Source organism: Allobosea sp. RAF48, assembly GCF_052114025.1.
GTDB lineage: Bacteria > Pseudomonadota > Alphaproteobacteria > Rhizobiales > Beijerinckiaceae > Allobosea.
Genome location: NZ_JBFRDZ010000014.1, coordinates 130,173 through 155,147, shown reverse-complemented (window position 1 = coordinate 155,147; position 24,975 = coordinate 130,173). Strand labels below are relative to the sequence as shown.

The 24,975-nt window shown below is 68.1% G+C and carries 24 protein-coding genes and 1 riboswitch; of the genes, 19 read left to right on the top strand and 5 right to left on the bottom strand.

Translation table 11 applies throughout. The features are described from left to right. Positions 1–22: 22 nt before the first annotated feature. The gene (locus tag AB4Z10_RS23520; RefSeq protein WP_441472824.1) at positions 23–1,681 is read right to left on the bottom strand and encodes an ABC transporter substrate-binding protein; all 1,659 of its coding nucleotides are present in this window, start codon (positions 1,679–1,681) and stop codon (positions 23–25) included. A 38-nt stretch (positions 1,682–1,719) separates the two neighbouring features. Then, entirely contained in the window at positions 1,720–3,069 is a 1,350-nt protein-coding gene (locus tag AB4Z10_RS23515; RefSeq protein WP_441472823.1) for an LLM class flavin-dependent oxidoreductase, read from the bottom strand. A gap of 406 nt (positions 3,070–3,475) precedes the next feature. Here AB4Z10_RS23515 and AB4Z10_RS23510 point away from each other — a divergent pair, with 406 nt between their 5' ends. From AB4Z10_RS23510 to AB4Z10_RS23490, 5 genes are all read left to right on the top strand, one after another. Further along, a complete protein-coding gene (locus AB4Z10_RS23510) occupies positions 3,476–4,450 on the top strand; it encodes an ABC transporter permease (RefSeq protein ID WP_441472822.1) in 975 nt (324 codons plus the stop codon). Beyond that, positions 4,450–5,358, top strand: coding sequence for an ABC transporter permease (locus tag AB4Z10_RS23505; RefSeq protein WP_441472821.1), 909 nt, complete (start codon positions 4,450–4,452; stop codon positions 5,356–5,358). The genes AB4Z10_RS23510 and AB4Z10_RS23505 overlap by 1 nt, the downstream gene beginning before the upstream one ends. Then, positions 5,351–6,244: a sulfurtransferase gene (locus tag AB4Z10_RS23500; RefSeq protein WP_441472820.1), complete on the top strand. Its 894-nt coding sequence runs from the start codon at positions 5,351–5,353 to the stop codon at positions 6,242–6,244. The genes AB4Z10_RS23505 and AB4Z10_RS23500 overlap by 8 nt, the downstream gene beginning before the upstream one ends. Positions 6,245–6,253: 9 nt before the next feature. Beyond that, positions 6,254–7,279: a Gfo/Idh/MocA family oxidoreductase gene (locus AB4Z10_RS23495; protein WP_441472838.1), complete on the top strand. Its 1,026-nt coding sequence runs from the start codon at positions 6,254–6,256 to the stop codon at positions 7,277–7,279. 345 nt (positions 7,280–7,624) lie between these two features. Next, positions 7,625–8,797: an aminodeoxychorismate synthase component I gene (locus AB4Z10_RS23490; protein WP_441472819.1), complete on the top strand. Its 1,173-nt coding sequence runs from the start codon at positions 7,625–7,627 to the stop codon at positions 8,795–8,797. Positions 8,798–8,939: 142 nt separating this feature from the next. Here AB4Z10_RS23490 and cobO read toward each other — a convergent pair whose 3' ends face one another. Both cobO and cobU read right to left on the bottom strand, forming a co-directional pair. After that, positions 8,940–9,548 carry a cob(I)yrinic acid a,c-diamide adenosyltransferase gene (gene cobO, locus AB4Z10_RS23485; RefSeq protein ID WP_441472818.1) on the bottom strand — a complete coding sequence of 203 codons (609 nt, stop codon included), beginning with the start codon at positions 9,546–9,548 and terminating at the stop codon, positions 8,940–8,942. 13 nt (positions 9,549–9,561) lie between these two features. Next, positions 9,562–10,080 (bottom strand): bifunctional adenosylcobinamide kinase/adenosylcobinamide-phosphate guanylyltransferase, encoded by a 519-nt coding sequence (cobU, locus tag AB4Z10_RS23480; RefSeq protein ID WP_441472817.1) that lies wholly within the window; start codon positions 10,078–10,080, stop codon positions 9,562–9,564. Between the two features lie 112 nt (positions 10,081–10,192). Beyond that, positions 10,193–10,392, top strand: a riboswitch (cobalamin riboswitch). A 36-nt stretch (positions 10,393–10,428) separates the two neighbouring features. Here cobU and AB4Z10_RS23475 point away from each other — a divergent pair. Genes AB4Z10_RS23475 through cobJ form a run of 9 tightly spaced genes read left to right on the top strand, consistent with a single transcriptional unit; the run spans position 10,429 to position 19,931 of the window. Continuing rightward, entirely contained in the window at positions 10,429–10,605 is a 177-nt protein-coding gene (locus AB4Z10_RS23475) for a CbtB domain-containing protein (RefSeq protein WP_441472816.1), read from the top strand. A gap of 12 nt (positions 10,606–10,617) precedes the next feature. Next, positions 10,618–11,361 (top strand): CbtA family protein, encoded by a 744-nt coding sequence (locus AB4Z10_RS23470; protein WP_441472815.1) that lies wholly within the window; start codon positions 10,618–10,620, stop codon positions 11,359–11,361. A gap of 39 nt (positions 11,362–11,400) precedes the next feature. After that, positions 11,401–11,790: a DUF1636 family protein gene (locus tag AB4Z10_RS23465; RefSeq protein WP_441472814.1), complete on the top strand. Its 390-nt coding sequence runs from the start codon at positions 11,401–11,403 to the stop codon at positions 11,788–11,790. A 4-nt stretch (positions 11,791–11,794) separates the two neighbouring features. Further along, the gene (gene cobW, locus AB4Z10_RS23460) at positions 11,795–12,850 is read left to right on the top strand and encodes a cobalamin biosynthesis protein CobW (protein WP_441472813.1); all 1,056 of its coding nucleotides are present in this window, start codon (positions 11,795–11,797) and stop codon (positions 12,848–12,850) included. Positions 12,851–12,859: 9 nt separating this feature from the next. After that, positions 12,860–16,402 carry a cobaltochelatase subunit CobN gene (gene cobN / locus AB4Z10_RS23455; RefSeq protein ID WP_441472812.1) on the top strand — a complete coding sequence of 1,181 codons (3,543 nt, stop codon included), beginning with the start codon at positions 12,860–12,862 and terminating at the stop codon, positions 16,400–16,402. Continuing rightward, complete coding sequence (locus AB4Z10_RS23450) at positions 16,399–17,769, top strand: hypothetical protein (protein WP_441472811.1); 1,371 nt, start codon at positions 16,399–16,401, stop codon at positions 17,767–17,769. The genes cobN and AB4Z10_RS23450 overlap by 4 nt, the downstream gene beginning before the upstream one ends. After that, positions 17,766–18,398, top strand: coding sequence for a precorrin-8X methylmutase (locus AB4Z10_RS23445; protein WP_441472810.1), 633 nt, complete (start codon positions 17,766–17,768; stop codon positions 18,396–18,398). Before AB4Z10_RS23450 ends, AB4Z10_RS23445 begins: the two co-directional genes overlap by 4 nt. After that, on the top strand, positions 18,373–19,143 hold the full coding sequence (locus AB4Z10_RS23440) for a precorrin-2 C(20)-methyltransferase (RefSeq protein WP_441472809.1): 771 nt from the start codon (positions 18,373–18,375) through the stop codon (positions 19,141–19,143). Before AB4Z10_RS23445 ends, AB4Z10_RS23440 begins: the two co-directional genes overlap by 26 nt. Further along, on the top strand, positions 19,140–19,931 hold the full coding sequence (gene cobJ / locus AB4Z10_RS23435; RefSeq protein ID WP_441472808.1) for a precorrin-3B C(17)-methyltransferase: 792 nt from the start codon (positions 19,140–19,142) through the stop codon (positions 19,929–19,931). Before AB4Z10_RS23440 ends, cobJ begins: the two co-directional genes overlap by 4 nt. On the opposite strand, the gene AB4Z10_RS23430 is transcribed toward cobJ, so the two are convergent. After that, positions 19,874–20,638, bottom strand: coding sequence for a cobalt-precorrin-6A reductase (locus AB4Z10_RS23430; RefSeq protein WP_441472807.1), 765 nt, complete (start codon positions 20,636–20,638; stop codon positions 19,874–19,876). The two genes, cobJ and AB4Z10_RS23430, sit on opposite strands and share 58 nt — an antisense overlap. On the opposite strand from AB4Z10_RS23430, the gene cbiE reads away from it, so the two are divergent. From cbiE to bluB, 5 genes are read left to right on the top strand one after another with little or no spacing between them, the layout of a single operon-like run. Next, positions 20,637–21,887: a precorrin-6y C5,15-methyltransferase (decarboxylating) subunit CbiE gene (gene cbiE, locus AB4Z10_RS23425; protein WP_441472806.1), complete on the top strand. Its 1,251-nt coding sequence runs from the start codon at positions 20,637–20,639 to the stop codon at positions 21,885–21,887. The genes AB4Z10_RS23430 and cbiE overlap by 2 nt on opposite strands. Then, positions 21,884–22,276 carry a cobalamin biosynthesis protein gene (locus tag AB4Z10_RS23420; protein WP_441472805.1) on the top strand — a complete coding sequence of 131 codons (393 nt, stop codon included), beginning with the start codon at positions 21,884–21,886 and terminating at the stop codon, positions 22,274–22,276. The genes cbiE and AB4Z10_RS23420 overlap by 4 nt, the downstream gene beginning before the upstream one ends. Further along, positions 22,273–23,037: a precorrin-4 C(11)-methyltransferase gene (cobM, locus tag AB4Z10_RS23415; RefSeq protein WP_441472804.1), complete on the top strand. Its 765-nt coding sequence runs from the start codon at positions 22,273–22,275 to the stop codon at positions 23,035–23,037. Before AB4Z10_RS23420 ends, cobM begins: the two co-directional genes overlap by 4 nt. After that, positions 23,034–24,362 (top strand): cobyrinate a,c-diamide synthase, encoded by a 1,329-nt coding sequence (locus AB4Z10_RS23410; protein WP_441472803.1) that lies wholly within the window; start codon positions 23,034–23,036, stop codon positions 24,360–24,362. Before cobM ends, AB4Z10_RS23410 begins: the two co-directional genes overlap by 4 nt. After that, positions 24,359–24,970 carry a 5,6-dimethylbenzimidazole synthase gene (gene bluB, locus AB4Z10_RS23405; RefSeq protein WP_441472802.1) on the top strand — a complete coding sequence of 204 codons (612 nt, stop codon included), beginning with the start codon at positions 24,359–24,361 and terminating at the stop codon, positions 24,968–24,970. The genes AB4Z10_RS23410 and bluB overlap by 4 nt, the downstream gene beginning before the upstream one ends. Positions 24,971–24,975 lie beyond the last annotated feature (5 nt).

The window sequence follows — 24,975 nt, the reverse complement described above, 5'->3', positions numbered from 1 at the left end:
AGGCGGCCGTCGCCCGGGAGCATCAACCTGCTTTTTGCAGGTAGGCTTCCGAGAAGCTGTAGGTCGCCCCGGCCGCGTCGATGGTGTGGTTCTTCAGCCGGCGGTTCGCGACCGTGTAGGTAATCGCCTCCGTAAGATTCACGGCCGGAAGATCGTGATGAACGATCTCCTGGAACCTGAGATAGTGCTGCCGGCGCTTCTCGAAATCGTTCTCGCCGGCCGCAGCCTCCAGCAGCGCGTCGACCTCTGGATTCGCGTAGTGGGAGGGGTTCGAGAACTGCAGGCCGATCTTGAACGCCTTCGACCAGTAGATGCGGTGCACGCCGTCGAGCGGGTCGTAGCCGTTCTGCAACGCCTCGACGTCGATGTCGAAGGCCCGGTCCGTGTAGACCTTGTTGGCGAAGGTCGCGTAGTCGTAGGTCTGCACTTCCGCAGCGATGCCGACGGCGCGCAACTGGCCGCGTACCTGGTCGGCGACGCGCTTCAGCGTGTCGAGCCAGGGCGCCCAGAGGATGCGGATCGGGAAGCGGCCTCCCTGCTTCTCGGGGAAGCCGGCCTCGTCCAGCAGTTTGCGCGCCAGCGCCGGATCGTACTTGTAGAACGCGATCTTCGGATTGTTGAATTCGCCGCCGGGCACGATCGCGGCCGGCGAGAGACGGGCTTGTCCGTTCCAGGCGACCTCGCGGATCGCAACCGGGTCGAGTGCATGCGCGATCGCCAACCGCACCTGCCGGTTCTGGAGGATCGGGTTGTCCAGATTGAAGAAGATCTGGCTCTGCTGCGCTGCGCGTGCGTAGCCCCGGTCTTCGAATTCCAGCGTCGGAATGGCCTTCAGGCGCTCGATATCCGCCGCCGGGACGGGGTTGCCGTTGCCGACATCGATTTCTCCCGTCTCGAAACCGGCGACGCGCGCCGCCGGGTCCGGAATGATGCGGGCAACGATCCGGTCGACATAAGGCCGGCCTTTTTGACGGTAGTCCGGATTGCGCTCCAGCAGGACGTGGCTGCCCTTCACCCACTCCTTGAACACGAAGGGACCGGTGCCGACCGGTTTCTGATTGGCCGGGTTGGTGACGAAGTCCTTACCCTCGTAGAGATGGCGGGCGAAGATCGGCGCGGAGGTCGCGTCGAGCGCGCCGAGCAGATACGGAGCCGGCTTCGACAGGACGAGCGTGACCGTCAGGTCGTCGGGCGTCTCGATCTCGCTGATGTTGGCGAAGGTGGCGCGACGGCGCGGATGCAGCTCCTTGAGCGTCTTGATTGAATAGGCGACGTCGGAGGAACTGAAGGGCTTGCCGTCATGCCACTTCACAGTCTCATGGAGCTTGAACGTATAGCGCAGGCCGTCCGGTGAGATCTCCCAGGATTTGGCCAGGGCAGGGATCGGCTTGAGGTCGAAATCGAAGCCGATCAGCCCCTCGAAGATCTTGTTCGTGATGGCCTCGGTCCCGCTGCGGTCGATGTTGGACAGCATTGTCGGGTCGTTTCGACCATAGCTGAAGGTGACGGTCCCGCCGAAGCGCTCCTTCTCGGGAAGTTCGGCCTTGCCCTGGGCGAGCGCGATTTCGGGCAGCAGCACGCCCATGACGCCGAGAGTTCCCAGCCCGGCGACGACCGCGCGACGTGAAGGGGCGCCCTTGTCGCGACCGCCGGCAAAAGAAGAAGCATCATTGTTCGACATGGTGTCGATCTCCGTCATGAAATGTCGGTGGAATGGGGTCAGCCGACGCTCGCGGCGATGGGCGCGACGGGGTCGATCGCACGGTGGGCCGAATGGGAAAGCCCCAGCCGCTCGCGCACCGTTCCCTCGCCGTATTCGCGCCGGAAGATGCCCTTGTCGCGCAGGAGCGGCACCACGGTGTCGACGAAGTCCTCGAGGCCCGATGGCAACACGTCCGGCATGATGTTGAAGCCGCCGATGACGCCCGCACGAAACCATTCCTCCATGCGGCCTGCGATCTGCTCGGGGGTCCCGATCGCGATGGGGCTCAGCGTGCCGCCGCCCTGCACGCGGATCAGGTCGCGCACGGTGAGGCGGCCGCGCTGCGCGGTCTGCGTGGCGACGTTGAAGAAGGTCTGGTTGCCGTTGACCGGCAGCTTCAACCCGTCCGGCAGCGGTGCGTCGAGATCGAGTTTCGAGGGGTCGATCCCGAGCTGATCGGCGACCCGACCAAGTCCGTATTCGAGCGGAACCAGCTCCCAGAGATCGCGCTCGCGCCGGCGTGCCTCCTCCTCGGTGCTGCCGATGATCGTCACCAGACCGGGGCAGATGACGACATCGTCGGGCTGACGTCCGTAATGAAGCAGCCGCTCCCGAACCTTGCGCGCATAGACGGCAGCATCCTCAAGCGTATGCGAGACGGAATAGACGACATCGGCGAAGCGGGCCGCGAGGTCGATTCCGTCCGGCGAGCCGCCTGCCTGGACGAGGAGGGGCCAGCCCTGCGGTGATCGCGGCAGGTTGAGGGGGCCGCGCACCGAGAAATGCTTGCCCTTGTGGTCGATCGGATGGACGCGCGACAGGTCGACGAAGCGCGCCGTTTCCTTGTCGCCCACCAGAGCACCCGGCTCCCAGCTGTCCCACAGCGCGGCGACGATCTGCGTGAACTCGCGCGCCTTGTCGTAGCGGTCGGCATGCGCGGCGACCTCGGACAGGCCGAAATTCGATGAGGCCTCGGCTTTCGACGTCGTGACGATGTTCCAGCCGGCGCGGCCTCTGCTGATGTGATCGAGCGATGCGATGCGCCGAGCGACGTTGTAGGGCTCGTTATAGGATGTCGAGAGCGTGGCGATCAGCCCGATATGCTGGGTTGCAGCGGCGATCGCGGCGAGCGCGATCGTTGGCTCCAGCGCGTAGCTCGGCCGGTATTGCGGTCGATCGATCAGCGCAGGGACATCTGCCAAAAAAAACGAGTCGAAGGTTCCCCGCTCCGCGGTCCGGGCACCCCTGATATAGAAATCGATGTCGTAGAAATCCGTCGGCTTCGCCTCTGGCGTCCGCCAGGCCGAACTGTAGGTGCCGGAGTGGATGAAATGGACGTTAAGGGCAAGCGATGGGCGGGGTGGCATACCAAGTCTCTGGAAAAATATATAATCTACCTCATAGATATATAATTAGCCGCGGACAATGACCGGCTGCCGTGCGGAGTTTCCCGCGAACTCGGATTGTCACCAGCTGCGATAGCCGCAACGCGGCGCGGCAAATCCAAAATCAGGCAACCGTGAGAGCTGATTATGTCATTGACATATAAATGATAATAAAAATTCGACCGTGACTGACTTATGACAGGCGCTCGACCGCGCTCGCCGCATCAGACAGGACGAAAGCGCCGCGAGTTTCCGAACAACAGACGTGAATCCTCTCGATGGATAAAAGAAAGGAAAAGAATTCTAGTTCGCCGATGCTCTTTTGGCGCTAAGCCATAGGCGGGCCGCTGGAGCAAGCCGCGTCCTTTATTCCGAACAGGAATCTGAGATGAGAGTAGCCGGCGTTTTCGGACGCGCACTGATCAGGGCGGCCCCGACGATGCTGGGGATCGTCGTCCTGTCATTCTTCCTGCTGAAATTGGTTCCCGGCGATCTCGTGGACGTGCTGACTGCGGAGAGCGGTGCCGCGACCGAGGAGGGCGTGGCGCTCTGGAGACGGCAATTCGGCCTGGATCTCCCGCTCCTCGCGCAATTCCTGGTCTATCTCGGCAATCTCGCGCAGTTCAGCCTCGGCACATCGCCGCGCTTCGGGGTTCCCGTTTCGGAACTCATTCTCGAACGCCTGCCCGGCACCCTCGCGCTCATGGGAGTCTCGCTCGCCATCGCTGTCGGTCTCGGCGTCGTGCTGGGTTCGGCAATGGCTGCCCGCCGCGGCAGCTGGCCTGATCGTGTCCTGTCGGTGATCTCGATCTTCTTCTACTCCGTGCCGAGCTTCTGGATCGGCCTGATGATGATCGTGCTGTTCTCGGTGAAGCTGGGCTGGCTCCCGTCCGGGGGGGATCGAACCATCGCCTCCGGCCTCTCCGGCGTGAGCCTCGCCCTCGACCGCGTGAAGTACATGATGATGCCGTGCCTCTCGCTGTCGCTGTTCTATGTCGCGATCTACGCCCGGCTCATGCGGGCCTCGATGCTCGATGTGGCGAGACAGGACTATCTGCGCACAGCACAGGCCAAGGGCGTTCCGCAGCGGACCGTCCTGTTCACCCATGCCCTGCGGAACGCRCTGCTGCCGGTGACGACCGTCGCAGGCGTTCACTTCGGTGGAATCCTCGGCGGAGCCGTCGTGGTCGAGACGATCTATGCATGGCCCGGCCTGGGCCGCCTCGCCTTCGAATCCGTCATGGCGCGGGACTTCAACGTGATGCTGGGCATCCTCGTGCTGTCCTCGGTTCTCGTGACCTTCGCCAACGTCCTGGCCGACGTGACGCAAGCCTGGCTCGATCCGCGTGTGGAGATCGGCTGATGGCGTTAGTCGAAACCACGTCGCCGGGTGGAACCGCATCGTCCGATGGGCTGGCCGTGCTCGCCAGCGAGCGCAGGCGCTCGGTTTTCTGGGTGCTGACGGCCAATCCGCTCTGCGTCGCCGGCCTCGCCATTCTGTCTGCCTCGCTGCTCCTGGCTGTCTTCGCCGGTTTGCTTGCCCCCGGCGATCCCCTCGCGCCAGTTGGGCGGCCGCTTCAATGGCCCGGCCAGCACCGGGATTTCCCGCTTGGGACGGACTCGATGGGGCGGGATATGCTGGCCGGCCTGCTGTACGGCGCGCGCGTCTCGCTGCTGGTCGGATTTTCCGCGACGGTGATCGGCACCGGCGTCGGTGTGCTCGTCGGGGCTCTTTCGGGATATTTCGGAGGCTGGATCGACAGCCTGCTCACGCGGCTGACCGAGATCTTTCAGACGATCCCCAATTTCATCCTGCTCGTCGTGATGATCTCGATCATCGGCCCGTCGGTCGCGACGATCATCGTGGCGATCGGCCTGGTGAGCTGGACGACGATCGCACGGCTCGTGCGCGCCGAGTTCCGGTCCATCAAGGCCCGGGAATATGTGATCGCGGCCAAGGCGGTGGGCGTCCGCGACACATGGATCATCCTGCGCCACATCCTCCCGAACGCGCTTTCGCCGATCATCCTGACTGCCTCGATCATGGTTGCGTCCGCTATCCTGTCGGAGAGCGCCTTGTCCTTCATGGGCCTGGGGGACCCGAATGCGGTGAGCTGGGGATCGATGATCGGCGAGGGGCGGCAGTATCTCCGCTCCGCCTGGTATGTCTCGGCTCTGCCCGGGCTCTGCATCGTGCTGACCGTGCTTTCGCTCAACCTGATCGGCGACGGCCTCAGCGAGGCGCTCGATCCGCGGCTGTCGCATGATTGAGACTTGGACCAGTACCCGGGAACAAGGCTCGCTCTCGCCACTCGTCGATGGCGAATGGCTGGCCGGACGGCTCGGCGACGCCTCCCTGCTCGTCTTCGACTGCACGACGAGCATCGTGCCCGATGAGAAGACGATCTATCGGAGCGTCCCCGAACGCGCGCGCTTCGAGGCGGCCCATATCCCGGGTGCGCAATTCATCGACGTCCAGGCCGATATCTCGGACTCGGCGAGCCGCTGGCGGTTCATGCTGCCCGCGCGGGACGCGTTCCAGGCGGCGATGCGGCGGTTCGGCCTGAGGCAGGACAGCCGCGTCGTGCTCTACAGCACCGGCGATCCCTGGTGGGCGACGCGGGTGTGGTGGATGCTGCGCGTCTTCGGCTTCGACGGCGCGCATGTGCTCGACGGTGGCTGGGATGGCTGGCTGCAGGCTGGTCGTCCGGTCGAGAGCGGCCCTGCGCGCCCGCGTACCGGCGGTGACTTCCGGGCGGCGCATCGTCCCGAACTCGTGGCCACCCGGGATGACGTGCTCAGCGCGATTCATGACGACCACGGCGCATCTCTCGTCAACGCTCGGCTGCCGAGTCAATTTGCCGGCATTGACGGCAACAGTTATGGCCGACCGGGGCGGATCGCGCGGAGCGTCAACATTCCCGCAGCCTCCCTGTTCACATCCCAGCCGCGTCGCCTTCTCGAAGAACAGGCGCTGCGCGAGCGCTTTTCGCAGCTCCCGGCCGACAGGTCCGTGATCCTCTATTGCGGCCACGGTATCGCCGCCAGCGCCGACGCCTTCGCTCTCGCGCTCATCGGCCGCCGCGACGTGCGCCTCTACGACGCCTCGCTCTCGGAGTGGGCGGGCGAGAACGATCTGCCAATGGAAATCGGCTGACGCCCCTCAATCTTACAGGAACGGAATATGCTCAGGATCGGCCTCATCGGAGCGGGCAGGATCGGCTCGGTCCATGCGAAGCATCTTGCCTCGGTCCGCCAGGCAACAATCGTCGCGGTTTTCGATCCGCTGGCGGATCGGGCCCAGCGGATCGCGGACGAGCACGGCGCACGGATCGCTCGGGATTGGCGTGACATCGTCGAAGCGGACGACATCGACGCAGTTGTCATCGCGTCGTCGACGGAGACGCATCCGGTCGTGCTGCGCCATGCCGCGCAGACGCAGAAGGCAGTCTATTGCGAGAAGCCGCTCGCGAGCAGCCTGTCCGAGGCTCATTCCCTTCACCGCGATCTGTCCGGCCAGAACTCACGGGTGATGCTGGGCTTCAACCGCCGCTTCGACCGCAACCACGCCAGTGTCGCCGCCGATGTCGCGGCCGGAGCGATTGGTCGTGTCCAGACCGTGCAGATGACGTCGAGAGGTCCGAACGCGATTCCGCCGGCAAGCTATCTGAAGCTCTCGGGCAACCTCTTCTACGACAAGATGGTGCATTTCTTCGACCTCGCGCGATGGTTGACCGGCGAGGAGGCGATCGAAGTCTCGGCGCTGGGTTCGGTGATCGCCGATCCGGTCTTTGCCGAGTTCGGTGACGTCGATACGGCGCTCGTGACCCTGCGGATGGAAAGCGGCGCGCTGTGCCTGATCGATAATGCCCGCCGTGCCGTCTACGGCTACGACGACCGCATCGAGGTGTTCGGAACGGGCGGACTGCTGGAGTCGTCGCGCATCACTGAAGGCAACGTGATGCGGATATTCGATGACAAGGTGCTGACCGAGGGACTGCCGAAGGACCCGATGCTCCGGATGGCGCCGAGCTACGCGGCCTCGATCGCGGCCTTCGTCGAATTCGCGCTTGGTGAGAGATCCGCGGTTCCGGGCATCGAGGACGGCTTCCGCTCGCTCGTCCTCGCGGAAGCGGCAACCCGCTCTCTTGCAGAGCGGCGAAACGTGACAGTCACCGAGATACTGGGCTGACCTTCCGGCGGTAGCGCATCTGGAACTATGCCGGTGATGGCGCCGCCCGTACCTGCCAGGGCGGCGACCAGACTGTCATCTGCGACTCCGTCCATGTCGACGAACAGCAGAACCCCGCGCTGAAGCCACGCGTCTTCACCTTCGACCAGGGCGACGACAGCCGCGATCGCCTGAGCCGTTCGGTCGATAGCGATGCGCTGGGCCGGCACGGCTTCTCGATCCTGGCCCCGGCGGATATGGCATTGGCTATTCCCGCACCCGTCTCTCCGGGGTAGCAGATTTCGATGTTGGAAGCTGGATGCGGGCAGGCGAAGGTGCGCAATTGCCCGATTGCGAGAGGCTGGATTGAGCGCCCCTGATCGGAATTTCGATGCTCCGCTCGTCCTGATCGAGGACGGGCGATCGGGCGACACCCTCTCGTTCACGCGATGCCACCGCGTTCTCGAAGCGCGGACATTCGCTGACGTCCCGGCCGTGCTGGCGGCCATGCTCGACGCCCAGAACGCCGGGTACCATCTGGCGGGATATGCCGCATACGAACTGGGTTATATCTTCGAGCCACGGCTCGCCGCGCTGGCGCCCGAGCTGAAGGGGCCGCTCCTCCATTTCGGAGTCTTTGACGAGCCTGATCGCTTTGACTGGGGCGCGATGCGCGGCGCCGGGAGCCTCCGACATTTGTCACCGGTATGGACGCTCGACGACTACGAAGCCCGCTTCAGGAGCGTGATCGCCTACATCCGGTCAGGGGACGTCTATCAAGTGAACCTGACATTTCCCATGCTCGGGACGTGGTCCGGTGATCCGGTTGCGCTGTTTGCGGGGCTGCGCTCTCGTCAGCCTGCGCCTTACGGAGCGCTCGTCGCGCTCGGTGGGGACACCATTGTGTCCTTGTCGCCCGAGCTCTTCTTCGAAGCCCGGGGCTCGTCGATACGCGCCCGCCCCATGAAAGGAACCGCGCCGCGGCAGGCCTCACCGGCTGATGATCTGCGCGCAGCGAGCGAACTGCAATCGAGCGAGAAGAACCGGGCCGAGAACCTGATGATCGTCGATCTGCTGCGGAACGATCTAAGCAGGATCTCCGAAGTCGGGTCGGTTGGAGTGACGGACCTTTTCACCATCGAGCGCTACCCCACCCTGTTTCAGATGACGTCCGGAATCGAAGCGCAGCTCCGGCAGGATATCCGATTTCCGGATTTGCTCCGCGCTCTCTTCCCCTGCGGTTCGGTGACGGGTGCGCCCAAGATCCGGGCAATGCAGGTGATCCATGAGCTCGAAGAGCATCCGCGAGGCGTCTACTGCGGCAGTATCGGCATGTTCTCGCCGCAGGGAGAGGCGCGGCTCAGCGTCGCGATCCGGACGCTGACGCTGAGCGCCTCGGGCACAGCGACCTACAACACGGGCTCAGGGCTGGTTTTCGATTCCGAAGCCCAAAGTGAGTACGCGGAGTGCCTGCTGAAGGCGGCGTTCCTCGATGATGGCAGCACCTCGTCGCTGCAGCGGGCATCTGACCAGCACTAGCACCGAGGACGGGCTGCGGCTGCGCGCCCCCGTGCCGTTGCAAGCTAGGCTTTCGAGGTCCTAAGCCTTGCATGGCAGCCCGCCCACAAAACCGGACAGGACCAGCCGCGTGCACCGGGATCCTTTCGGTCCATTACCTAGGCTAGAACTCGATGCCTTCCTGTGCCTTCACGCCGGCGGCGAAATGGTGCTTCACCAGTGCCATCTCGGTGACGAGGTCCGCAGCCTCGATCAGCTCCGACTTGGCGTTGCGGCCGGTGACGACGACGTGGAGATCGGGCCGGCGGGCCTTGAGCGCCCCCACCACCTCGGCGAGCGGCAAGTAGTCGTAGCGCAGGGCGATGTTGAGCTCGTCGAGCACGAGCAGCCGGATCTCAGGATCGGCCATCAGCTCCCCAGCCTTGGCGAAGGCGCGTTCGGCGGCGGCAATGTCGCGGACCTTGTCCTGCGTCTCCCAGGTGAAGCCCTCGCCCATGCTGTGCCAGCTGACCTGATCGCCGAAGGCTTCCAACGCCCGGCGCTCGCCGGTCGACCAGGCGCCCTTGATGAACTGCACCACGCCGATGCGCCAGCCATGGCCGAGTGCGCGCAGGATCAGCCCGAAGGCCGCCGTCGACTTACCCTTGCCGGGGCCGGTGTTGACGATGAGCAGCCCCTTCTCGACCGTCTTGGAGGCGACCTCGGCGTCCTGCACCGCCTTGCGCTTCTCCATCTTCGCCTTGTGGCGCGCGGCTTCGTCCGTATCGGTCATCACTTCGCTCGTGTCATTTTACTTGCATCGGCAATCCGGCGACCATGAAGACCACGCGGCCGGCGCGCGCGGCAAGCGCCTGATGCAATCGCCCGGCCTCGTCGCGGAAACGGCGGGCGAGCGCATTATCCGGCACGATGCCGAGGCCGACCTCGTTGCCGACCAGCACGAGCGGGCCAAAAACCCGCTCGCAGGTGGAGATAAGAGCCGTCGTGGCAGCGACGGTGTCGCGCTCGGCCAGGATGAGGTTGGTCAGCCAGAGCGTCAGGCAATCGACGAGAACCGGCCGACCGGCGGGCATCGCGGCGATCGCCTCGGGAAGGTCGAGCGGAGCATCGACCGTATCCCAGCCGGACGGCCTGCGCGCGCGGTGGGTGGCGATCCGCTCCCGCATCTCGTCGTCATAGGCCTGAGCAGTGGCGATATAGGCCCAGGGCGCGGGCAGCTGTTCGACCAGCCCTTCGGCATAGCGGCTCTTGCCCGAGCGGGCGCCGCCCAGGACGAGGGTGAGATGACGCATTTCCGTGGGCATAACATTCGCCATGTTCACGAGCCCCATCGCGCGAAACGCCGCTAAACGGCTCTCCGAGATGAAGGTTCGCAAGGAGTAGAGCCTCTGCATTGCACAGCGGCACGGCGAAGGCTAATGATCGTCGCTGACGGTGCCTCCGCGAGGAGGTGAAAAGGGAACGCGGTGCGGGCTTGCTCTGCCCAATGCCGCGGCTGCCCCCGCAACTGTAAGCGGATGTCCTTCGCCATCGGCCACTGGAGCGTTCACTCCGGGAAGGCGGCACAGGGCGCCAAATCCGCGAGCCAGGAGACCTGCCGTCGACCCGCAAAGATCCAACCGGCTGCCGGCGGGGCGGCCACGGAGAGCCCTATGAACACTGCTTCGGTTTCCACTACCCAGCTCAGCGTCTCGGAACGCGTCAAGGCGGTCGCCGCCGCGCTCGTGATCGGCGTCGCGCTGATCTACACGACCGGCTTCGCGGCCTCGACCGACGTCCACAACGCCGCGCACGACACCCGTCACGGCCTCGCCTTTCCCTGCCACTGAGGGAAAGCAACCATGGTTACGCGTGTTCTCACGGTCAGCATTCTGGCCGGGCTTCTGGCTGGGCTGATCGTCGCCGCCCTCCAGCATGTCACCACCACCCCGCTGATCCTCAAGGCCGAGACCTATGAGGCGGCGCTGCGCCTGCAGGCGCCGACGCTCGCCGCTTCCGACGGCGAAGCCAGGATCATCCTCGCGCACGGCCCCGCCGGCGATGCGCCCGGCCACGAGCATGCCGAGTGGAAGCCGCAGGACGGCCTCCAGCGCACGCTCTTCACCAGCGCAGTGACGATCGCGACGGCCATCGGCTTCGCGGCGCTGCTGCTCGCGGGCATGATCGCGGCCGGAGACACGATCGACCAGCGCAGCGCCCTGGTCTGGGGAGCCTGCGGCTTCCTCGCGCTCGGTCTCGCACCGGCGATGGGGCTCGCTCCGGAATTGCCGGGCGCGGCGTCCGCAGCGCTGGAACAGAGGCAGTTCTGGTGGCTCACGACCGCTATCGCGACGGCGCTCGGCCTCTTCCTGTTCCTGCGCTTCGAGCAACCCTGGCTCAAGCTCCTGGCCGCCGTCGTGATCCTGCTGCCGCATGTCGTCGGCGCCCCGCATCCGGCCTCGCCGGAGAGCAAGGTGCCGGCCGAGGTCGCGGCTCATTTCGCGGCCCTCTCCCTCGGAATCCAGGCCGCACTCTGGCTCGCGACCGCCTTCATGGTCGGCGTGCTCTGGCCCTGGGCCAGCCGGCGCGCTGCCCTGGCGCGCTGAAGGCAGCGGAGCCTGCGGGCTCCGCGCGAAAGGCAAGCCATGTCCGAGGGCGACCTCACCATCCATGTCTGCACAGCCTGCAGACGCGCGCGCGCCGATCTCCCGGAGGGTTACGACCAGCCGGGGCTGGCGCTCGCCGAGGCGCTCGCCGAGCGCCTCATCGCCAAGGGCAGCACGATCCCCGTGCTGCCGGTAGAATGCCTCGCCGTCTGCAAGCGGCCCTGCACCATCGCGCTCTGCGCCGACGGCAAATGGACCTATCTGATCGGCGACCTCGACACGCAAACCCATCTCGACGAGATCGTCGGCGCGGCGGAGGCCTATGCCGCCAGCGCCAACGGCATCGTTCCCTGGAAAGAGCGGCCGCAGTCCTTCCGCAAGGGCGTGGTCGCGCGCGTGCCGCCTTTGCCGGCGCGCCAGCAAGGATGACATCATGAACGCTCCGCAGAATACGAATCTGGGCAAGGTTCCCTGCACGATCATCACCGGCTTCCTCGGCGCCGGGAAGACGACGCTGGTGCGCCATCTCCTCGAGAACGCTGAGGGCAAGAAGCTCGCCGTGCTCGTCAACGAGTTCGGCGACCTCGGCTTCGACGGCGAATTCCTGAAAGGCTGCGGCATCGCCGGCTGCAGCGACGAGGACGTGGTCGAGCTGCCGAATGGCTGCATCTGCTGCACCGTCGCCGACGATTTCGTGCCGGCGCTGGAGAAGCTACTGAACCGGCCGAACCCGCCCGAGCACATCCTGATCGAGACCTCCGGCCTCGCCCTGCCCAAGCCGCTGGTCCAGGCCTTCAACTGGCCAGCGATCCGCGCCCGTGTCACGGTCGACGGCGTCATCGCCGTGGTCGACGGCCCGGCGGTGGCCGAGGGCCAGTTCGCCGATGATCCGGAGGCGCTCGCGGCGCAGAAGGCGGCGGATGCATCGGTCGAGCACGACAATCCGCTGGAAGAGGTGTTCGAGGACCAGATCCTCTGCGCCGACCTCATCCTGCTCAACAAGAGCGACCTCGTCGACGAGGCCGGCCGCGCCCGCGTCAAGGCCGAGATCGCCGAGCATCTGCCCAAGGCGATCAAGATCGTCGAGACCGCCCATGGCAAGGTCGAGCCCGCGCTGATCGTCGGCCTCGGCGCCGCCGCCGAGAGCGACCTCGCCGCTCGCCCGTCGCATCACGGGGAAGGCGAGCACGATCACGACCATGACGATTTCGACTCGGTCGCCGTGCCGCTGCCCGAGGGCCTTTCGCCGGAGGAGCTCACGGCGCGCGTCGCCAAGGCGGCCGAGGCCGAGGGCGTGCTGCGCCTCAAGGGCTTCACCGCAGTGCCGGGCAAGCCGATGCGGCTCGTCGTGCAGGGCGTCGGCCGGCGCGTCGGCCATCATTTCGACCGGCCGTGGGCGGCAGCTGAGCCGCGCGAGGGGCGCCTCACAGTGATCGGCCTCAAGGGCTTCGATCTGAAGGCCGTGGAAGCGGCCCTCGCGGGGGCGTAACATCAACCGATGCACCTGCTCCCGACCAGCGAGATCAGGCTCGACGACGGCGAGGACGCTGTCGATCTCGCCCTGCCGCCGGGAGATGTGCTCGTCCTGTCCTTCACCGACAGCGACCTTTCGGCGCTGGCGGTGGCGGCACGTACTTATGTGGAGCCGTTGTCGTCATGGTCGGGCTTGCCCCGACCATCCACGTCTTCGCTGCTCGAAGATCATGTCCAAGACGTGGATGCTCGCCGCAAGGGCGAGCATGACGGGCAGAGCCTCACTGTCCGCCTCGCTCCGCTCCGGCGGCTGAAACACCCGCTCTCGGTCGATTTCCTGATCGAGAAGACGGCGGCGCAATGCCGCTTCGTGCTGGTGCGCTGCCTCGGCGGGCTTGACTACTGGCGCTATGGCATCGAGCAGCTCGGCGTCGCCTGCCGTGCGCGCGGCATTCCGCTCGCGATCCTGCCCGGTGACGAGCGCGACGATCCAAGATTGGGCGAGCATGCTACCGTGCCACCCGGGTTCGCCGCCGAGCTGCTGGCCTATTTCCAGGCCGGCGGCGGCACGGAGAACATGCGGCGGCTGCTGAGGCGGATCGACGACTATCTGGAGGGGTCGCGCGACGCTGCCGATCGCGCTCCGCTTCCGTTGCCGCCATTCTTCGCACTGGGCGGAGGCGGTATGCCTCTGCCTTGGCGGGACGCACTCGCCGCCCTGCCGGCAAACATCCCGCTGGTCCCGATCCTGCTCTATCGCTCCAGCGTCGCGGCGGGCGATACGGCCATGGGCGAGGCACTGACGGCCGCCCTGACCTCACGTGGCCTCGCGGCGCTGCCACTCGCGTTGACCAGCCTGAAGGACCCGGCCGCCACGGCGGAACTCGCGGCGCTGATCGCGACGTGCAGACCCGCGCTGATCCTCACCACCACCGCCTTCTCGGCACGCGACAGCGCGGATTTCGTGCTCGACGCCGCCGATTGCCCGATTCTGCAGGCCATGCCCGTCGGCAGCCCCCGCGAGGCCTGGGAGGCTTCGCCGCGCGGCCTTTCGGCTGCTGATCTCGCCATGCAGGTGGCACTGCCGGAATTCGACGGACGCATCGGCGCCATCCCGGTGGCCTTCAAGGCGGAAGCGAGCGACCAGGCGACCGGGCTCAGCATCCGCCGGCTCGTGCCCGACCGCGACGGCATCTCTGCGCTTGCCGATTTGACGGAGGGGTGGATCGCGCTGGCCCGGAAACCCGCGGCCGAGCGAAAGCTGGCGCTGGTTATGTCGGACTACCCCGCGCGCGGCGGCCGGGCCGGCTTCGCCGTCGGGCTCGACACGCCGGCGAGCGTGCTGGCGATCCGGGAACTGCTTGCGGGGGTGGGATACCCCGTCGATCTCCCCTCCCCGGTCATCCCGGGCGACCGGAGGGAGACCCGGGATCCATACCTGAGCGTCTCCGATGAAGGTTCAGGCATGGATCCCGGATCCGTGCCGCTGACGCGGCTTGTCCGGGATGACGGCCAGTGGGGAGGCGAAGGCGCAGGCCTCATGGCCGCACTTACTGCCGGGCCAACCAATCTCTCCATGCCGCTCGCGGCCTATCGCAACTGGCTCGCCACCATTCCCGCCGCAGCCTGCGGGGCGCTTCTCGCCGCTCATGGTGAGCCCGAAGCCGATCCCACCTGCCGCGAGGGCGCCTTCCACTTCCGCACCGTGCGTTATGGCCGCCTCACTGTGGCCCTGCAGCCTCCACGCGATGCGACGCCCGACCGCAAGGCTGTTTATCACGACCCCGATGCCCCGCCGGGCCATGGCTATCTCGCCTTCTACCTCGCGCTGCGTGAGACGGAGGCCATCGACGCGCTGATCCATCTGGGCACGCACGGCACCATGGAATGGCTGCCGGGCAAGGCGGTGGCGCTCTCGGCCGGCTGCTGGCCGCGCCTTGCCGTCGGCGGGCTGCCGGTGATCTACCCCTACGTCGTCGACGATCCCGGCGAGGCCGCCCCGGCCAAGCGGCGGCTCTCGGCGGTGACGCTCGGCCATCTGCCGCCTCCCTTGGCCGAAGCGGATGCCGCCGGCGAGACTGCTTTGCTGCGCGACCTCGTCGAGGAGTTCTCGCAGGCGCAGGTGCTCGATCCGCGCCGCGCCGACATCGTCGCCGCCGAAATCCGCTCGCGCGCCGAGGCGAGCGGGCTCGCCGCCGCCTGCGGCGTCGCTGCCGATACCGAGATGAACGAGGCGCTGACGCGGCTCGACGCCCATCTCTGCGACATCGCCGAACTGCCCTTCCGCGACGGGCTGCATGTCTTCGGACAGTCCGATGCTGATCCAGCCTCAGCCAGCAACGAACGCGAAAATCTCCTGCGCGCCCTCGACGGCCGGTTCGTCCCGCCCGGCCCCGCAGGCTCGCCGCATCGCGGCCGGCCCGACGTATTGCCGACCGGGCGCAACCTCTCGACGCTCGATCCCCGCGCGATCCCGACGCGCGCTGCCGCCAGGCTCGGGAAGCTCGCGGCGCAGGCGGTGGTGTCGCGCCATCTCCAGGATCACGGCGACTATCCCCGCCGGATCGTGATGGACCTCTGGGCCTCGCCGACGTTGCGCTCCGGCGGCGAGGATATCGCCCATGCGCTGGCGCTGATGGGCATCGAGCCCCTCTGGGACGATGCCTCGACGCGTGTCACCGGCTTTACGATCATCCCGCAGCCGAAGCTCACCTATCCGCGGCTCGACGTTACCGTGCGCATCTCCGGCACCTTCCGCGACACGTTTCCCGGCCAGATCGCCTTGATCGACCAAGCGGCCCGAGCGGTGGCCGCGCTGGACGAGCCGGATGACTGGAACGAGGCCGCCGCGGCCCGCCGTCGCGGCGAGCATGGCGCCCGCATCTTCGGCGCCGCGCCCGGCCGCTATGGCGCGGCCATGGCCGACCGCGCGCTCGACGGCGACTGGACGCACCGCGAAGAGCTCGGCGCCGGCTATCTCGCGGCCTCCGACCATGCCTATGGCGGCCCGGAAGGCGCGGCCACAGCCGATGCCGGCTTTGCCGGGCGCATCAAGGCTTCCGACGCGTTCATCCATGTCAGCGACACCGCCGGGCGCGACATCCTCGAAGCGAGCAGCGCCGCGGATGTCATCGGCGGGCTCGCGGCGGCGGCGAAGGCGCTCGGCGCCGATCCCGCGCTGTACAGCCTCGACAGCTCGAACCCGGAAGCGCCGAAAGCCCGCACGCTGGCGGAGGATATCGCCCGCATCGTCCATGGCCGGCTGACGCATCCGCGCTGGATCGCCGGCCAGCTCGCTCATGGCTGGCGCGGCGCGGCCGAGCTAGCCGAGGCGGTCGACACGCTCTTCGTCTTCGCGGCGAGCACGGATGCCGTCGCGGACGGGCTCTTCGATGCGGTCTTCCAGGCCTATTGCGCCGATCCGCAGGTCTGGACGGCGCTGGAAAGTGCCAATGCGCCGGCTGCCGCCTCGATCCGCTCGCGGCTGGCGGAGGCCGCGCGGCGCGGGCTCTGGAGCAGCCGGCGCAATTCGGTCGGCGCCTTCCTGGCGCGGGAGGCGGCGGAATGAGCGCGCCGACCAAGGAAGCGCTGCGACGCGGCTGGTGTCCGAGCACGCTGAAGCCGATGGAGACCGGCGATGGCTGGCTGGTGCGCCTGCATCCACCGGGCGCGAAGCTGACTCCAGCGCAATTGCGGAGGATCGCGGCCCTGGCCGCCGGGCATGGCAACGGGCTGATCGAAATCTCCGCCCGTGGCAATCTGCAGATTCGCGGCGTGACGGCCGAAAGCCATCCAGCTCTGGTCGAGCGCCTCCTGGCGGAGCGCCTCGTCGACGAACATGCCGGCGACGGGCCGCAACGGCTGACATTGATCTCGCCGCTCGCCGGCTTCAACGAGGCCGTCATGCTCGGGCCTGGCCCGAACATCTCTTCGACGATATTCTCGGGTCGGCGCGGCGCGCCGCCCGAGAATGACGGGAAGGGCTTGCTCGACGCCGTGGCGTTGTCCGCGGCCATCGAGGAGCGGGCGCGAAACATCCCTGGCCTGCCGGCCAAGCTCAGCGTCGTCGTCGACGATGGCGGGCCGCAGGCACTCGACAGCTTCCCCGGCGACATCCGGCTCGTCGGTATCGGCGCCGGGCGCGCCGCCTTGAGTCTTGCGGATCATCTCTGGCGGGGCCCTATCCCCGAAGCGGAGGCCGCCGCAGCGGTCGAAGCCGTCCTGCGCGGTTTCGCGATCCTGCGCAGCGCTGATCCCGAGTGCATCCGCCGCCTGCGCGATCTGCCGCCCGAAGCGTTGGCCGAGCTGAGCCTCCTGCCCGAAATACCCGCCCCCGCGCCACGCCCTGCTCCTCGGCGCGCCGGGCTGTTCGCTCTGGGAGAGGGCCGGCTCGCGGTGCTCATCGGCCTTCCCTTCGGCCGGTGCGACACAGCCATCCTCGACAAGCTCGGCGCCGGTATCGAGGCAAGCGCAGCCGACATCCGGCTCTCGCCATGGCGAGGGCTCGCCTTCCGCAATCTTCGCCGTGCCGAGGCCGACAAGCTGATGGCGCTGGCGAACGGCCTCGGCCTGATCACACGCGACGACGATCCGCGCCTTTCCGTGCAAGCCTGTGCCGGCAGCCCCGCCTGCTCCCGCGCCGAGGCCCCGACCATGGCGGACGCGGCCAGGCTCGCCGGGGCTGCCGCCGATCTGCTCACGCAGGGCGTGACGCTGCACGTTTCCGGCTGCGTCAAAGCCTGCGCTCACCCTGCGGAATCCGACCTCACCCTGGTCGGGCGCGAGGGGCGCTACGACGCCGTGTTCGGCGGCACGACGCGGGACAAGCCGGTCGCGACGCTTGACCTTTCGACGCTCCTGGCGCGATTGCAGCCCGGACAGGAGATTCACGCACAGCTGGCCAAGGCCGTGCGTTCAACAGGACCGCGCGGTTGAACAAGGCATACGATTATATTCAGGACGGGGCGGCGATCTATGAGCGCTCCTTCGCGATCATCCGCGCGGAAGCCGATCTCGCCCGCTTCAGCGGCGCGGCCGAGCGCGTCGTGGTGCGCATGATCCATGCTTGCGGCATGACCGACCTGCCTGATGACGTCGAGATGTCCGCCGGTTTCGCGGACGCCGCGCAGGCTGCGCTCAAGAGCGGCGCACCGATCCTCTGCGATGCCAAGATGGTCGCCAACGGCGTGACGCGCGCGCGCCTGCCGGCCGGCAACGAGGTCATCTGCACGCTCGACGACCCGCAGGTCCCAGCGCTCGCAACCGAGATGGGCACGACGCGTTCCGCCGCCGCGATGGAACTCTGGAAGCCCAGGCTCGCAGGCTCCGTCGTCGTCATCGGCAACGCCCCGACCTCGCTGTTCCGGCTGCTCGAAATGCTCGATGCAGGCGCGCCGAAGCCTGCCGCGGTGATCGGCATCCCCGTCGGCTTCGTCGGCGCGGCGGAATCGAAGGAAGCGCTGGCCCGGGACGGGCGCGTACCCTGCGTCGTCGTACATGGGCGACGTGGCGGCTCAGCCATGGCGGCAGCCGCCGTCAATGCGCTGGCGCAGGACAAGGAATAAGCGGGTGAGCGGGACAGCCAAGACCCTGCTCTACGGCGTCGGCCTCGGACCGGGCGCACCGGATCTGATGACGGTGCGCGCCCGCGAGATCATCCTGTCGACGGACCGGCTGGTGCATTTCTGCAAGCGCGGACGGCGCGGCAATGCCCGCAGCACCGCCGACGCCATCATCGCGCCCGATCCGGCCCGCGAGATCGAGCTCGCCTTCCCCGTCACGACCGAGGCCAATGTCGGCGAGCCCGACTATGACGGGCCGATCGCGGCCTTCTACGAGGAGGCTGCCGAACGTCTGGCGGCGGAGATGCAGGCCGGGCGGACGCTCGCCGTGCTCTGCGACGGCGACCCGTTCTTCTACGGCTCCTTCATGCATCTGTGGCGGCGGCTCTCCCAGCGCTTCCCGACCGAAATCGTGCCCGGCGTCACCGGCATGACCGGCGCCTGGGGGGAAGCCGGCGCGCCGATCACCTGGGGCGACGACGTCATGACCGTGCTGCCCGGCACGCTGCCGGAGGCGGAGCTGGCACGGCGGCTGGCCGATACCGACGCCGCCGTGATCATGAAGCTCGGCCGCAACCTGCCGAAGGTGCGCCGCGCGCTGATGGCCGCCGGGCTTGAGGGCCGCGCGATCTATGTCGAGCGGGCGACGATGGCGCGGCAGGTGGTGGCGCGCCTCGCCGACAAGACCGATGACGAGGCGCCCTATTTCGCGATGGTGCTGGTGCCCGGCGAGGGGCGGCGGCTGTGACGGGCTCGCTCACCATCGTCGGGCTCGGCCCCGGCACGGCGGAGTGGATCACTCCCGCCGCTCAGGCCGCGCTCGATGCCGCGAGCGACCTCGTGGGCTACGGCCCCTATGTCGACCGCATAGTTGAGCGGGAAGGACGGACCAAGCACGCGTCAGACAACCGCGTCGAGGTCGAGCGAGCGGCGCACGCGCTGAGGCTGGCGGCCGAGGGGCGCAAGGTCGCAGTCGTCTCGGGCGGTGATCCCGGTGTGTTCGCCATGGCCGCGGCAGTATTCGAGGCGCTGGAAGCCGGGCCTTCGGAGTGGCTGGTCATCCCGATCACGGTCGAACCCGGCATCACCGCGATGCTGGCGGCGGCGGCGCGGGCCGGCGCCCCGCTCGGCGGCGATTTCTGCGCGATCTCGCTCTCGGACAACCTCAAGCCGTGGGATGTCGTGACCACCCGCCTCGAAGCGGCCCTCGCCGCCGATTTCGTGATCTGCCTGTACAACCCGATCTCGAAAGCGCGGCCCTGGCAGCTCGGAGCGGCGCTGGAACTGACGGCAACGCAGCGCGACGCGGCAACGCCCGTGGTCTTCGCCCGCGCCGTCGGGCGCCCGGACGAGAATTTGCGCGTGCTGACGCTGGCCGAGGCCGTCGCGGCCGCAGGCACGGCCGACATGGCGACGTTGGTGATGATCGGAGCTTCCAGCACGCGGCTGATCGCACGCGCGGGCGCGGCACCTTACGTCTATACGCCGCGTTCGGTGACGAAGAGCCCCTGTGTCACCAGCCAGGGCAGGACCTGATCGATATGATCGACGGTCTCGACATCGGGCTTGGGCGGCCGCTCCACCATGATCACCGGCAGGGAGAGCCGGCGCGCCGCCACGAGCTTGCCGATCGTCGCCGATCCGCCCGAGTTCTTGCTGACCAGGACCTCGACGCCCTCGCGCCGCATCAGGTCCTCCTCGTCGTCGGTGTCAAAGGGGCCGCGCTGCTGGATGACGTCGACATGCGGTACCGGCAGCCGATCGCCGATCGGCTCGATGGCGCGCACGAGATAGCGATGCTGCGGGGCATCAGCGAAAGCCGGCAGTTCGAGCCGGCCGACCGTGAGGAAGACGCGCCGCGGCTCATCGCCCAATGCCTGCACGGCGGCATCGATGTCCGGCACGGATTTCCAGCGATCGCCGTCGCGCGGCTTCCAGGAGTCGCGGCGAATGGCGAGCAGCGGCACGCCTTCCGCCTTGCAGGCATGCTCGGCGTTGAAGGGCATCACCGCGGCGAAGGGGTGGGTCGCGTCGACGACGGCGACGATGCCCTCATCGACCAGATAGCGCCTCAAACCCTCGATGCCGCCGAAGCCTCCGACACGCACCGGCAGGTTGGTCGGGCGGGGATCGACGGTGCGGCCCGCCAGCGAGATAATGGCACGGATATCGGGAGCCTGATCAGCAAGAAGCTGATCGAGTGCTGCAGCTTCGCTCGTTCCGCCAAGGATGAGGACGGTCATGTCGACAGTTTTGCGTGAATCGGATGTTCTGTCGAGCGGCGAGGCGCCCGCGCCCTGGCTCTCGCTGATCGGCCTCGGCGAAGACGGTTCCGCCGGCCTCTGCCGCGACGCGCTGGTGGCACTGAACGAGGCCGAGATCGTCTTCGGCGGCGAGCGGCATATCGCGCTGGTCGGCTCGGTGCCGGGCGAGCTCAGGCCCTGGCCGCAGCCCTTCCGCAACGCGCTGCCGCAGATCCTCAAGGAGCGCGGCCGCAAGGTCTGCGTGCTCGCGACCAGCGACCCGTTCCATTACGGCATCGGCAACAGCCTGAGCCGCGCGATCCCCGCCGAGGAGATGCGGATCATCCCGCAGCTCTCGTCCTTCTCGATGGCCTGCACGCGGATGCGCTGGCCGCAGGAGGAATGCGCGCTGGTTTCGCTGCACGGCCGCACGCTCTACCGCATCGTCCCGCATCTCCAGCCCGATGCCCGCATCCTTGCCCTCTCCTGGGATGAGAGCACGCCGCGCGCCGTTGCGGAACTCATGACCGCACGCGGCCTCGGCGCGAGCCGCATCGTCGTGATGGAATCGCTCGGCGGGCCGCAGGAGCGCATCCGCGAGGCCCGCGCCGACGCCTTCGCCCTCGACGATGTCGTGCCGCTCAACCTGATCGCGGTCGAGGTTGCCGCGACGCACGACTCGCGCATCCTGCCGCTGACGCCCGGGCTCGACGAGGAGTGGTTCGCCCATGACGGGCAGATCACCAAATCGGAGATCCGCGCCATCACCCTCTCGGCGCTGGCACCACGAGCCGGCGAGCTGCTCTGGGACGTCGGCGCCGGCTCCGGCTCGGTCGCCGTCGAATGGTGCCAGCGCCATGTCCGCAACCGGGCGATCGCGTTCGAGGCGCGGGCTGACCGGGCCGAGCGGATCGCGCGCAACAAGCTCGAACTCGGCGGGCTCGACGTAACTGTCGCTGGTGCAGCGCCCGAGGGCTTCGTCGGGCGCGAGGCGCCGGACGCCGTCTTCATCGGCGGAGGGCTGACCGAGGAGGGGCTGTTCGACGCCGCCTGGGCGGCTCTGAAGCCCGGCGGTCGCCTCGTCGCCAATGTCGTCACCATCGAGGGCGAGGCGAAGCTCGCGGCGCTCCACGCCGAACATGGCGGCTCGCTGCGCCGCATCTCGATCGACCGGCTCGCACCCGTCGGCGGCAAGCATGGCTGGCGCCCGGCGATGCCGGTGACGCAATGGCGGGTCGAGAAGCCTTGAGCGCCGGCCGCCTCGTCGCCGGCATCGGCATCCGGCCCGGCACCGAGGCCGCCGACATCCTCGCCTGCCTCGACGAGGCGCTGGCGATCGCGGGGCTCAGCGGCACCGCGACACCGCGCTTCGCCACGCTCGCGAGCCGAGCCGCGGAAGCCGGCATGGTCGCGGCCGCGGCCGACCGCACGGCCGAGCTCGTCGCCATCCCCGACGAGGCGCTGAAAGGCTTCGAGGCCGCCTGCGCGACGCGCTCGACCCGGATCGCCTCGCTCTACGGCGTCGGCTCGGTGGCGGAGGCTGCGGCGCTGGCTGGGGCGGGCCCGGGCGGCCAGCTGGTACAGCCGCGCATCGCGACCGCGCGCGTCACCTGCGCGCTGGCCAGGAGCGTGTCGTGACGATCCATTTCATCGGCGCCGGCCCCGGCGCGCCCGATCTCATCACGCTGCGCGGGCGCGACCTCATCGCCGCCTGCCCGGTCTGCCTCTACGCGGGATCGCTGATCCCCAAGGTGATGCTCGACTGGTGTCCTCCGGGCGCCCGCATCGTCGACACCGCCCCGCTCGCTCTCGACGCGATCATCGCCGAGATGGAGGCTGCGCATCTCGCCGGGCAGGACGTGGCGCGGCTGCATTCCGGCGATCTCTCGATCTGGAGCGCCTGCGGCGAGCAGATGCGCCGGCTCGACCGGCTCGGCATTCCCTACACGGTGACGCCGGGCGTGCCGGCCTTCGCCGCCGCCGCCGCGGTGCTGAAGCGCGAGCTCACCCTGCCAGGCGTAGCCCAATCGCTGGTACTGACGCGCACTTCCGGCCGCGCCTCGGCCATGCCACCGAAGGAAAAGCTCGCGACATTCGCCGCCTCCGGCGCGACGCTCGCCATCCATCTCTCGATCCACGTCATCGAACAGGTCGTGGCGGAACTGACCCCGTTCTATGGCGCAGACTGTCCCGTCGCCGTGGTGTTCCGCGCGACATGGCCGGACGAGACGGTGCTGCAAGGGGCGCTCGCCGACATCGCTGTCAAGGTCCGCGCCAGCGAACTCGAACGCACCGCGCTGATCCTGGTCGGCCCCGCGCTGGCGGCCGATGACTTCGGCGAAAGTGCGCTCTATTCGATCGACTACGACCGCCGCTTCCGGCCGCGGGGCGGGCTATGAGCGCGCGCGGGCTGCTCATCGCCGCGCCGCGCTCCGGCTCGGGCAAGACCACGATCACGCTCGGGCTGCAGCGCGCGCTGACACGCCGCGGGCTGACCGTGCGCGGGTTGAAATGCGGGCCCGATTATATCGACCCCGCCTTCCATGCCGCCGCGACGGGGGCGCCGAGTGCCAATCTCGACAGCTACGCGATGTCGGACAGCCTGCTCGGGCAGATCGCGGGCGAGGCGATGCAGGCGGCCGACATCGTCATCGCCGAAGGCTCGATGGGGCTGTTCGACGCCGTGCCGGGACCGGCAGGCCATACCGGCGCCAGTGCCGACATCGCGGCGCTCACCGGGTGGCCGGTCGTGCTCGTCATCGACGTCTCCGGACAGGCGCAGTCGGCGGCGGCGGTCGCGCTCGGCTGCAAGGTCTACGATCAGCGCATCCGCGTCGCCGGCGTCATCCTCAACAAGGTCGCGAGCGCCCGCCATGAGCGGCTGGTGCGGCAGGGCATGGAGCGGATCGGCCTGCCCGTCCTCGGAGCGCTGCCGCGCGAGGCAAGCCTGATCCTGCCGGAGCGCCATCTCGGGCTGGTCCAGGCCGGCGAGACCGCCGACCTGCATGCGCGGCTCGATTCATTGGCCGAGGCCGTAGCGGCTGCAGTCGAGCTCGATGCGATTGTCGCAGCGGCCGGCGACGCCATTCTCACGGCCGCAGCCGATGGCAATGCCCCACCGCTGCCCGCACCGGGACGGCGGATCGCGATCGCGCGCGATGCCGCCTTCTCCTTCGTCTATCCGCATGTCGAAGCGGGGTGGCGCGCGGCGGGCGCCGAACTCGTGCCGTTCTCACCACTCAGGGACGAGGCGCCGCCGCAGGATTGCGACGCCTGCTGGCTGCCTGGAGGCTATCCCGAGCTCCATGCCGGCACCATCGCGGCGGCCGGCCGCTTCCTCGCTGGCTTGCGCAGCTTCGCCGGGACCCGGCCCGTGCATGGCGAGTGCGGGGGCTACATGGTTCTCGGGCGCAGCCTGACCGATGCCGACGGCGTCGCTCATGCCATGGCCGGGCTGCTCTCGGTCGATACCTCCTTCGCCAGGCGCAAGATGAATCTCGGCTATCGCCGGGCCGTCCTGGAGGCGGGCGGACCGCTCGGGCCGGCGGGTTCCGCGCTGACCGGGCATGAGTTCCACTATGCCAGCATCGTCGCGCAGGGAGAGGACCCGCCCTTCGCGGTGGTGACCGATCCGCATGGCTCGGCGCCTGCCCCGGCCGGGAGCCGGCGCGGGCTGGTGACGGGGTCCTTCTTCCATGCCATCGCCACCGCAGGCCTGGCGTGAACGAGCCCCCCGTCTTCGACGAGGCCTTCGCACGGCAGTTCGAGGAGCTGCTGCGCTGGCGGCGCGATGTCCGGCGGTTCCGGCGCGATCCCGTCCCGGCCGATCTCATCGCACGTCTCATCGCCCAGACGCAGCTCTCGCCCTCCGTCGGGCATTCGCAACCCTGGCGCTGGCTCGCCGTCGAGGAGCCGGCTCAGCGCGAAGCCGCGCAGGCCAGCTTCAGCCGCTGCAATGTCGCGGCGCTGGCGTCCTATGAGGGCGAGCGCGCCGCGCTCTATGCGCGCCTCAAGCTCGAAGGCCTGCGCGAGGCTCCGGTGCAGCTCGCCGTGTTCTGCGACCACGGCACCGAGCGCGGCCATGGCCTCGGCCGACGGACCATGCCGGAGATGCTCGACTACTCGGTCGTCGCGGCCATCACGCAGTTCTGGCTGGCGGCGCGCGTTCATGGTCTCGGCGTCGGCTGGGTCTCGATCCTCGAGCCCGCCGAGATCACGGCGGCTCTCGGCGCATCACCTGACTGGAAGCTGATCGCCTATCTCTGCGTGGGCTGGCCGGAACAGGATTGCGACGTGCCGGATCTGGTCAGGGCCGGCTGGGAACAGGGCTGAGGGCT

Excerpts from the sequence above, each read along its gene's own strand:
- cobU (WP_441472817.1), bottom strand. The coding sequence starts at position 10,080 with ATGCCCACGGAAATGCGTCATCTCACCCTCGTCCTGGGCGGCGCCCGC.
- cobN (WP_441472812.1), top strand. The coding sequence starts at position 12,860 with ATGCACCTGCTCCCGACCAGCGAGATCAGGCTCGACGACGGCGAGGAC.
- AB4Z10_RS23470 (WP_441472815.1), top strand. The coding sequence starts at position 10,618 with ATGGTTACGCGTGTTCTCACGGTCAGCATTCTGGCCGGGCTTCTGGCT.
- AB4Z10_RS23450 (WP_441472811.1), top strand. The coding sequence starts at position 16,399 with ATGAGCGCGCCGACCAAGGAAGCGCTGCGACGCGGCTGGTGTCCGAGC.
- AB4Z10_RS23500 (WP_441472820.1), top strand. The coding sequence starts at position 5,351 with ATGATTGAGACTTGGACCAGTACCCGGGAACAAGGCTCGCTCTCGCCA.
- AB4Z10_RS23465 (WP_441472814.1), top strand. The coding sequence starts at position 11,401 with ATGTCCGAGGGCGACCTCACCATCCATGTCTGCACAGCCTGCAGACGC.
- AB4Z10_RS23430 (WP_441472807.1), bottom strand. The coding sequence starts at position 20,638 with ATGACCGTCCTCATCCTTGGCGGAACGAGCGAAGCTGCAGCACTCGAT.
- AB4Z10_RS23475 (WP_441472816.1), top strand. The coding sequence starts at position 10,429 with ATGAACACTGCTTCGGTTTCCACTACCCAGCTCAGCGTCTCGGAACGC.
- AB4Z10_RS23520 (WP_441472824.1), bottom strand. The coding sequence starts at position 1,681 with ATGTCGAACAATGATGCTTCTTCTTTTGCCGGCGGTCGCGACAAGGGC.
- cobW (WP_441472813.1), top strand. The coding sequence starts at position 11,795 with ATGAACGCTCCGCAGAATACGAATCTGGGCAAGGTTCCCTGCACGATC.
- cbiE (WP_441472806.1), top strand. The coding sequence starts at position 20,637 with ATGTCGACAGTTTTGCGTGAATCGGATGTTCTGTCGAGCGGCGAGGCG.
- AB4Z10_RS23515 (WP_441472823.1), bottom strand. The coding sequence starts at position 3,069 with ATGCCACCCCGCCCATCGCTTGCCCTTAACGTCCATTTCATCCACTCC.
- AB4Z10_RS23505 (WP_441472821.1), top strand. The coding sequence starts at position 4,450 with ATGGCGTTAGTCGAAACCACGTCGCCGGGTGGAACCGCATCGTCCGAT.
- cobO (WP_441472818.1), bottom strand. The coding sequence starts at position 9,548 with ATGACCGATACGGACGAAGCCGCGCGCCACAAGGCGAAGATGGAGAAG.
- AB4Z10_RS23440 (WP_441472809.1), top strand. The coding sequence starts at position 18,373 with ATGCGCTGGCGCAGGACAAGGAATAAGCGGGTGAGCGGGACAGCCAAG.
- AB4Z10_RS23410 (WP_441472803.1), top strand. The coding sequence starts at position 23,034 with ATGAGCGCGCGCGGGCTGCTCATCGCCGCGCCGCGCTCCGGCTCGGGC.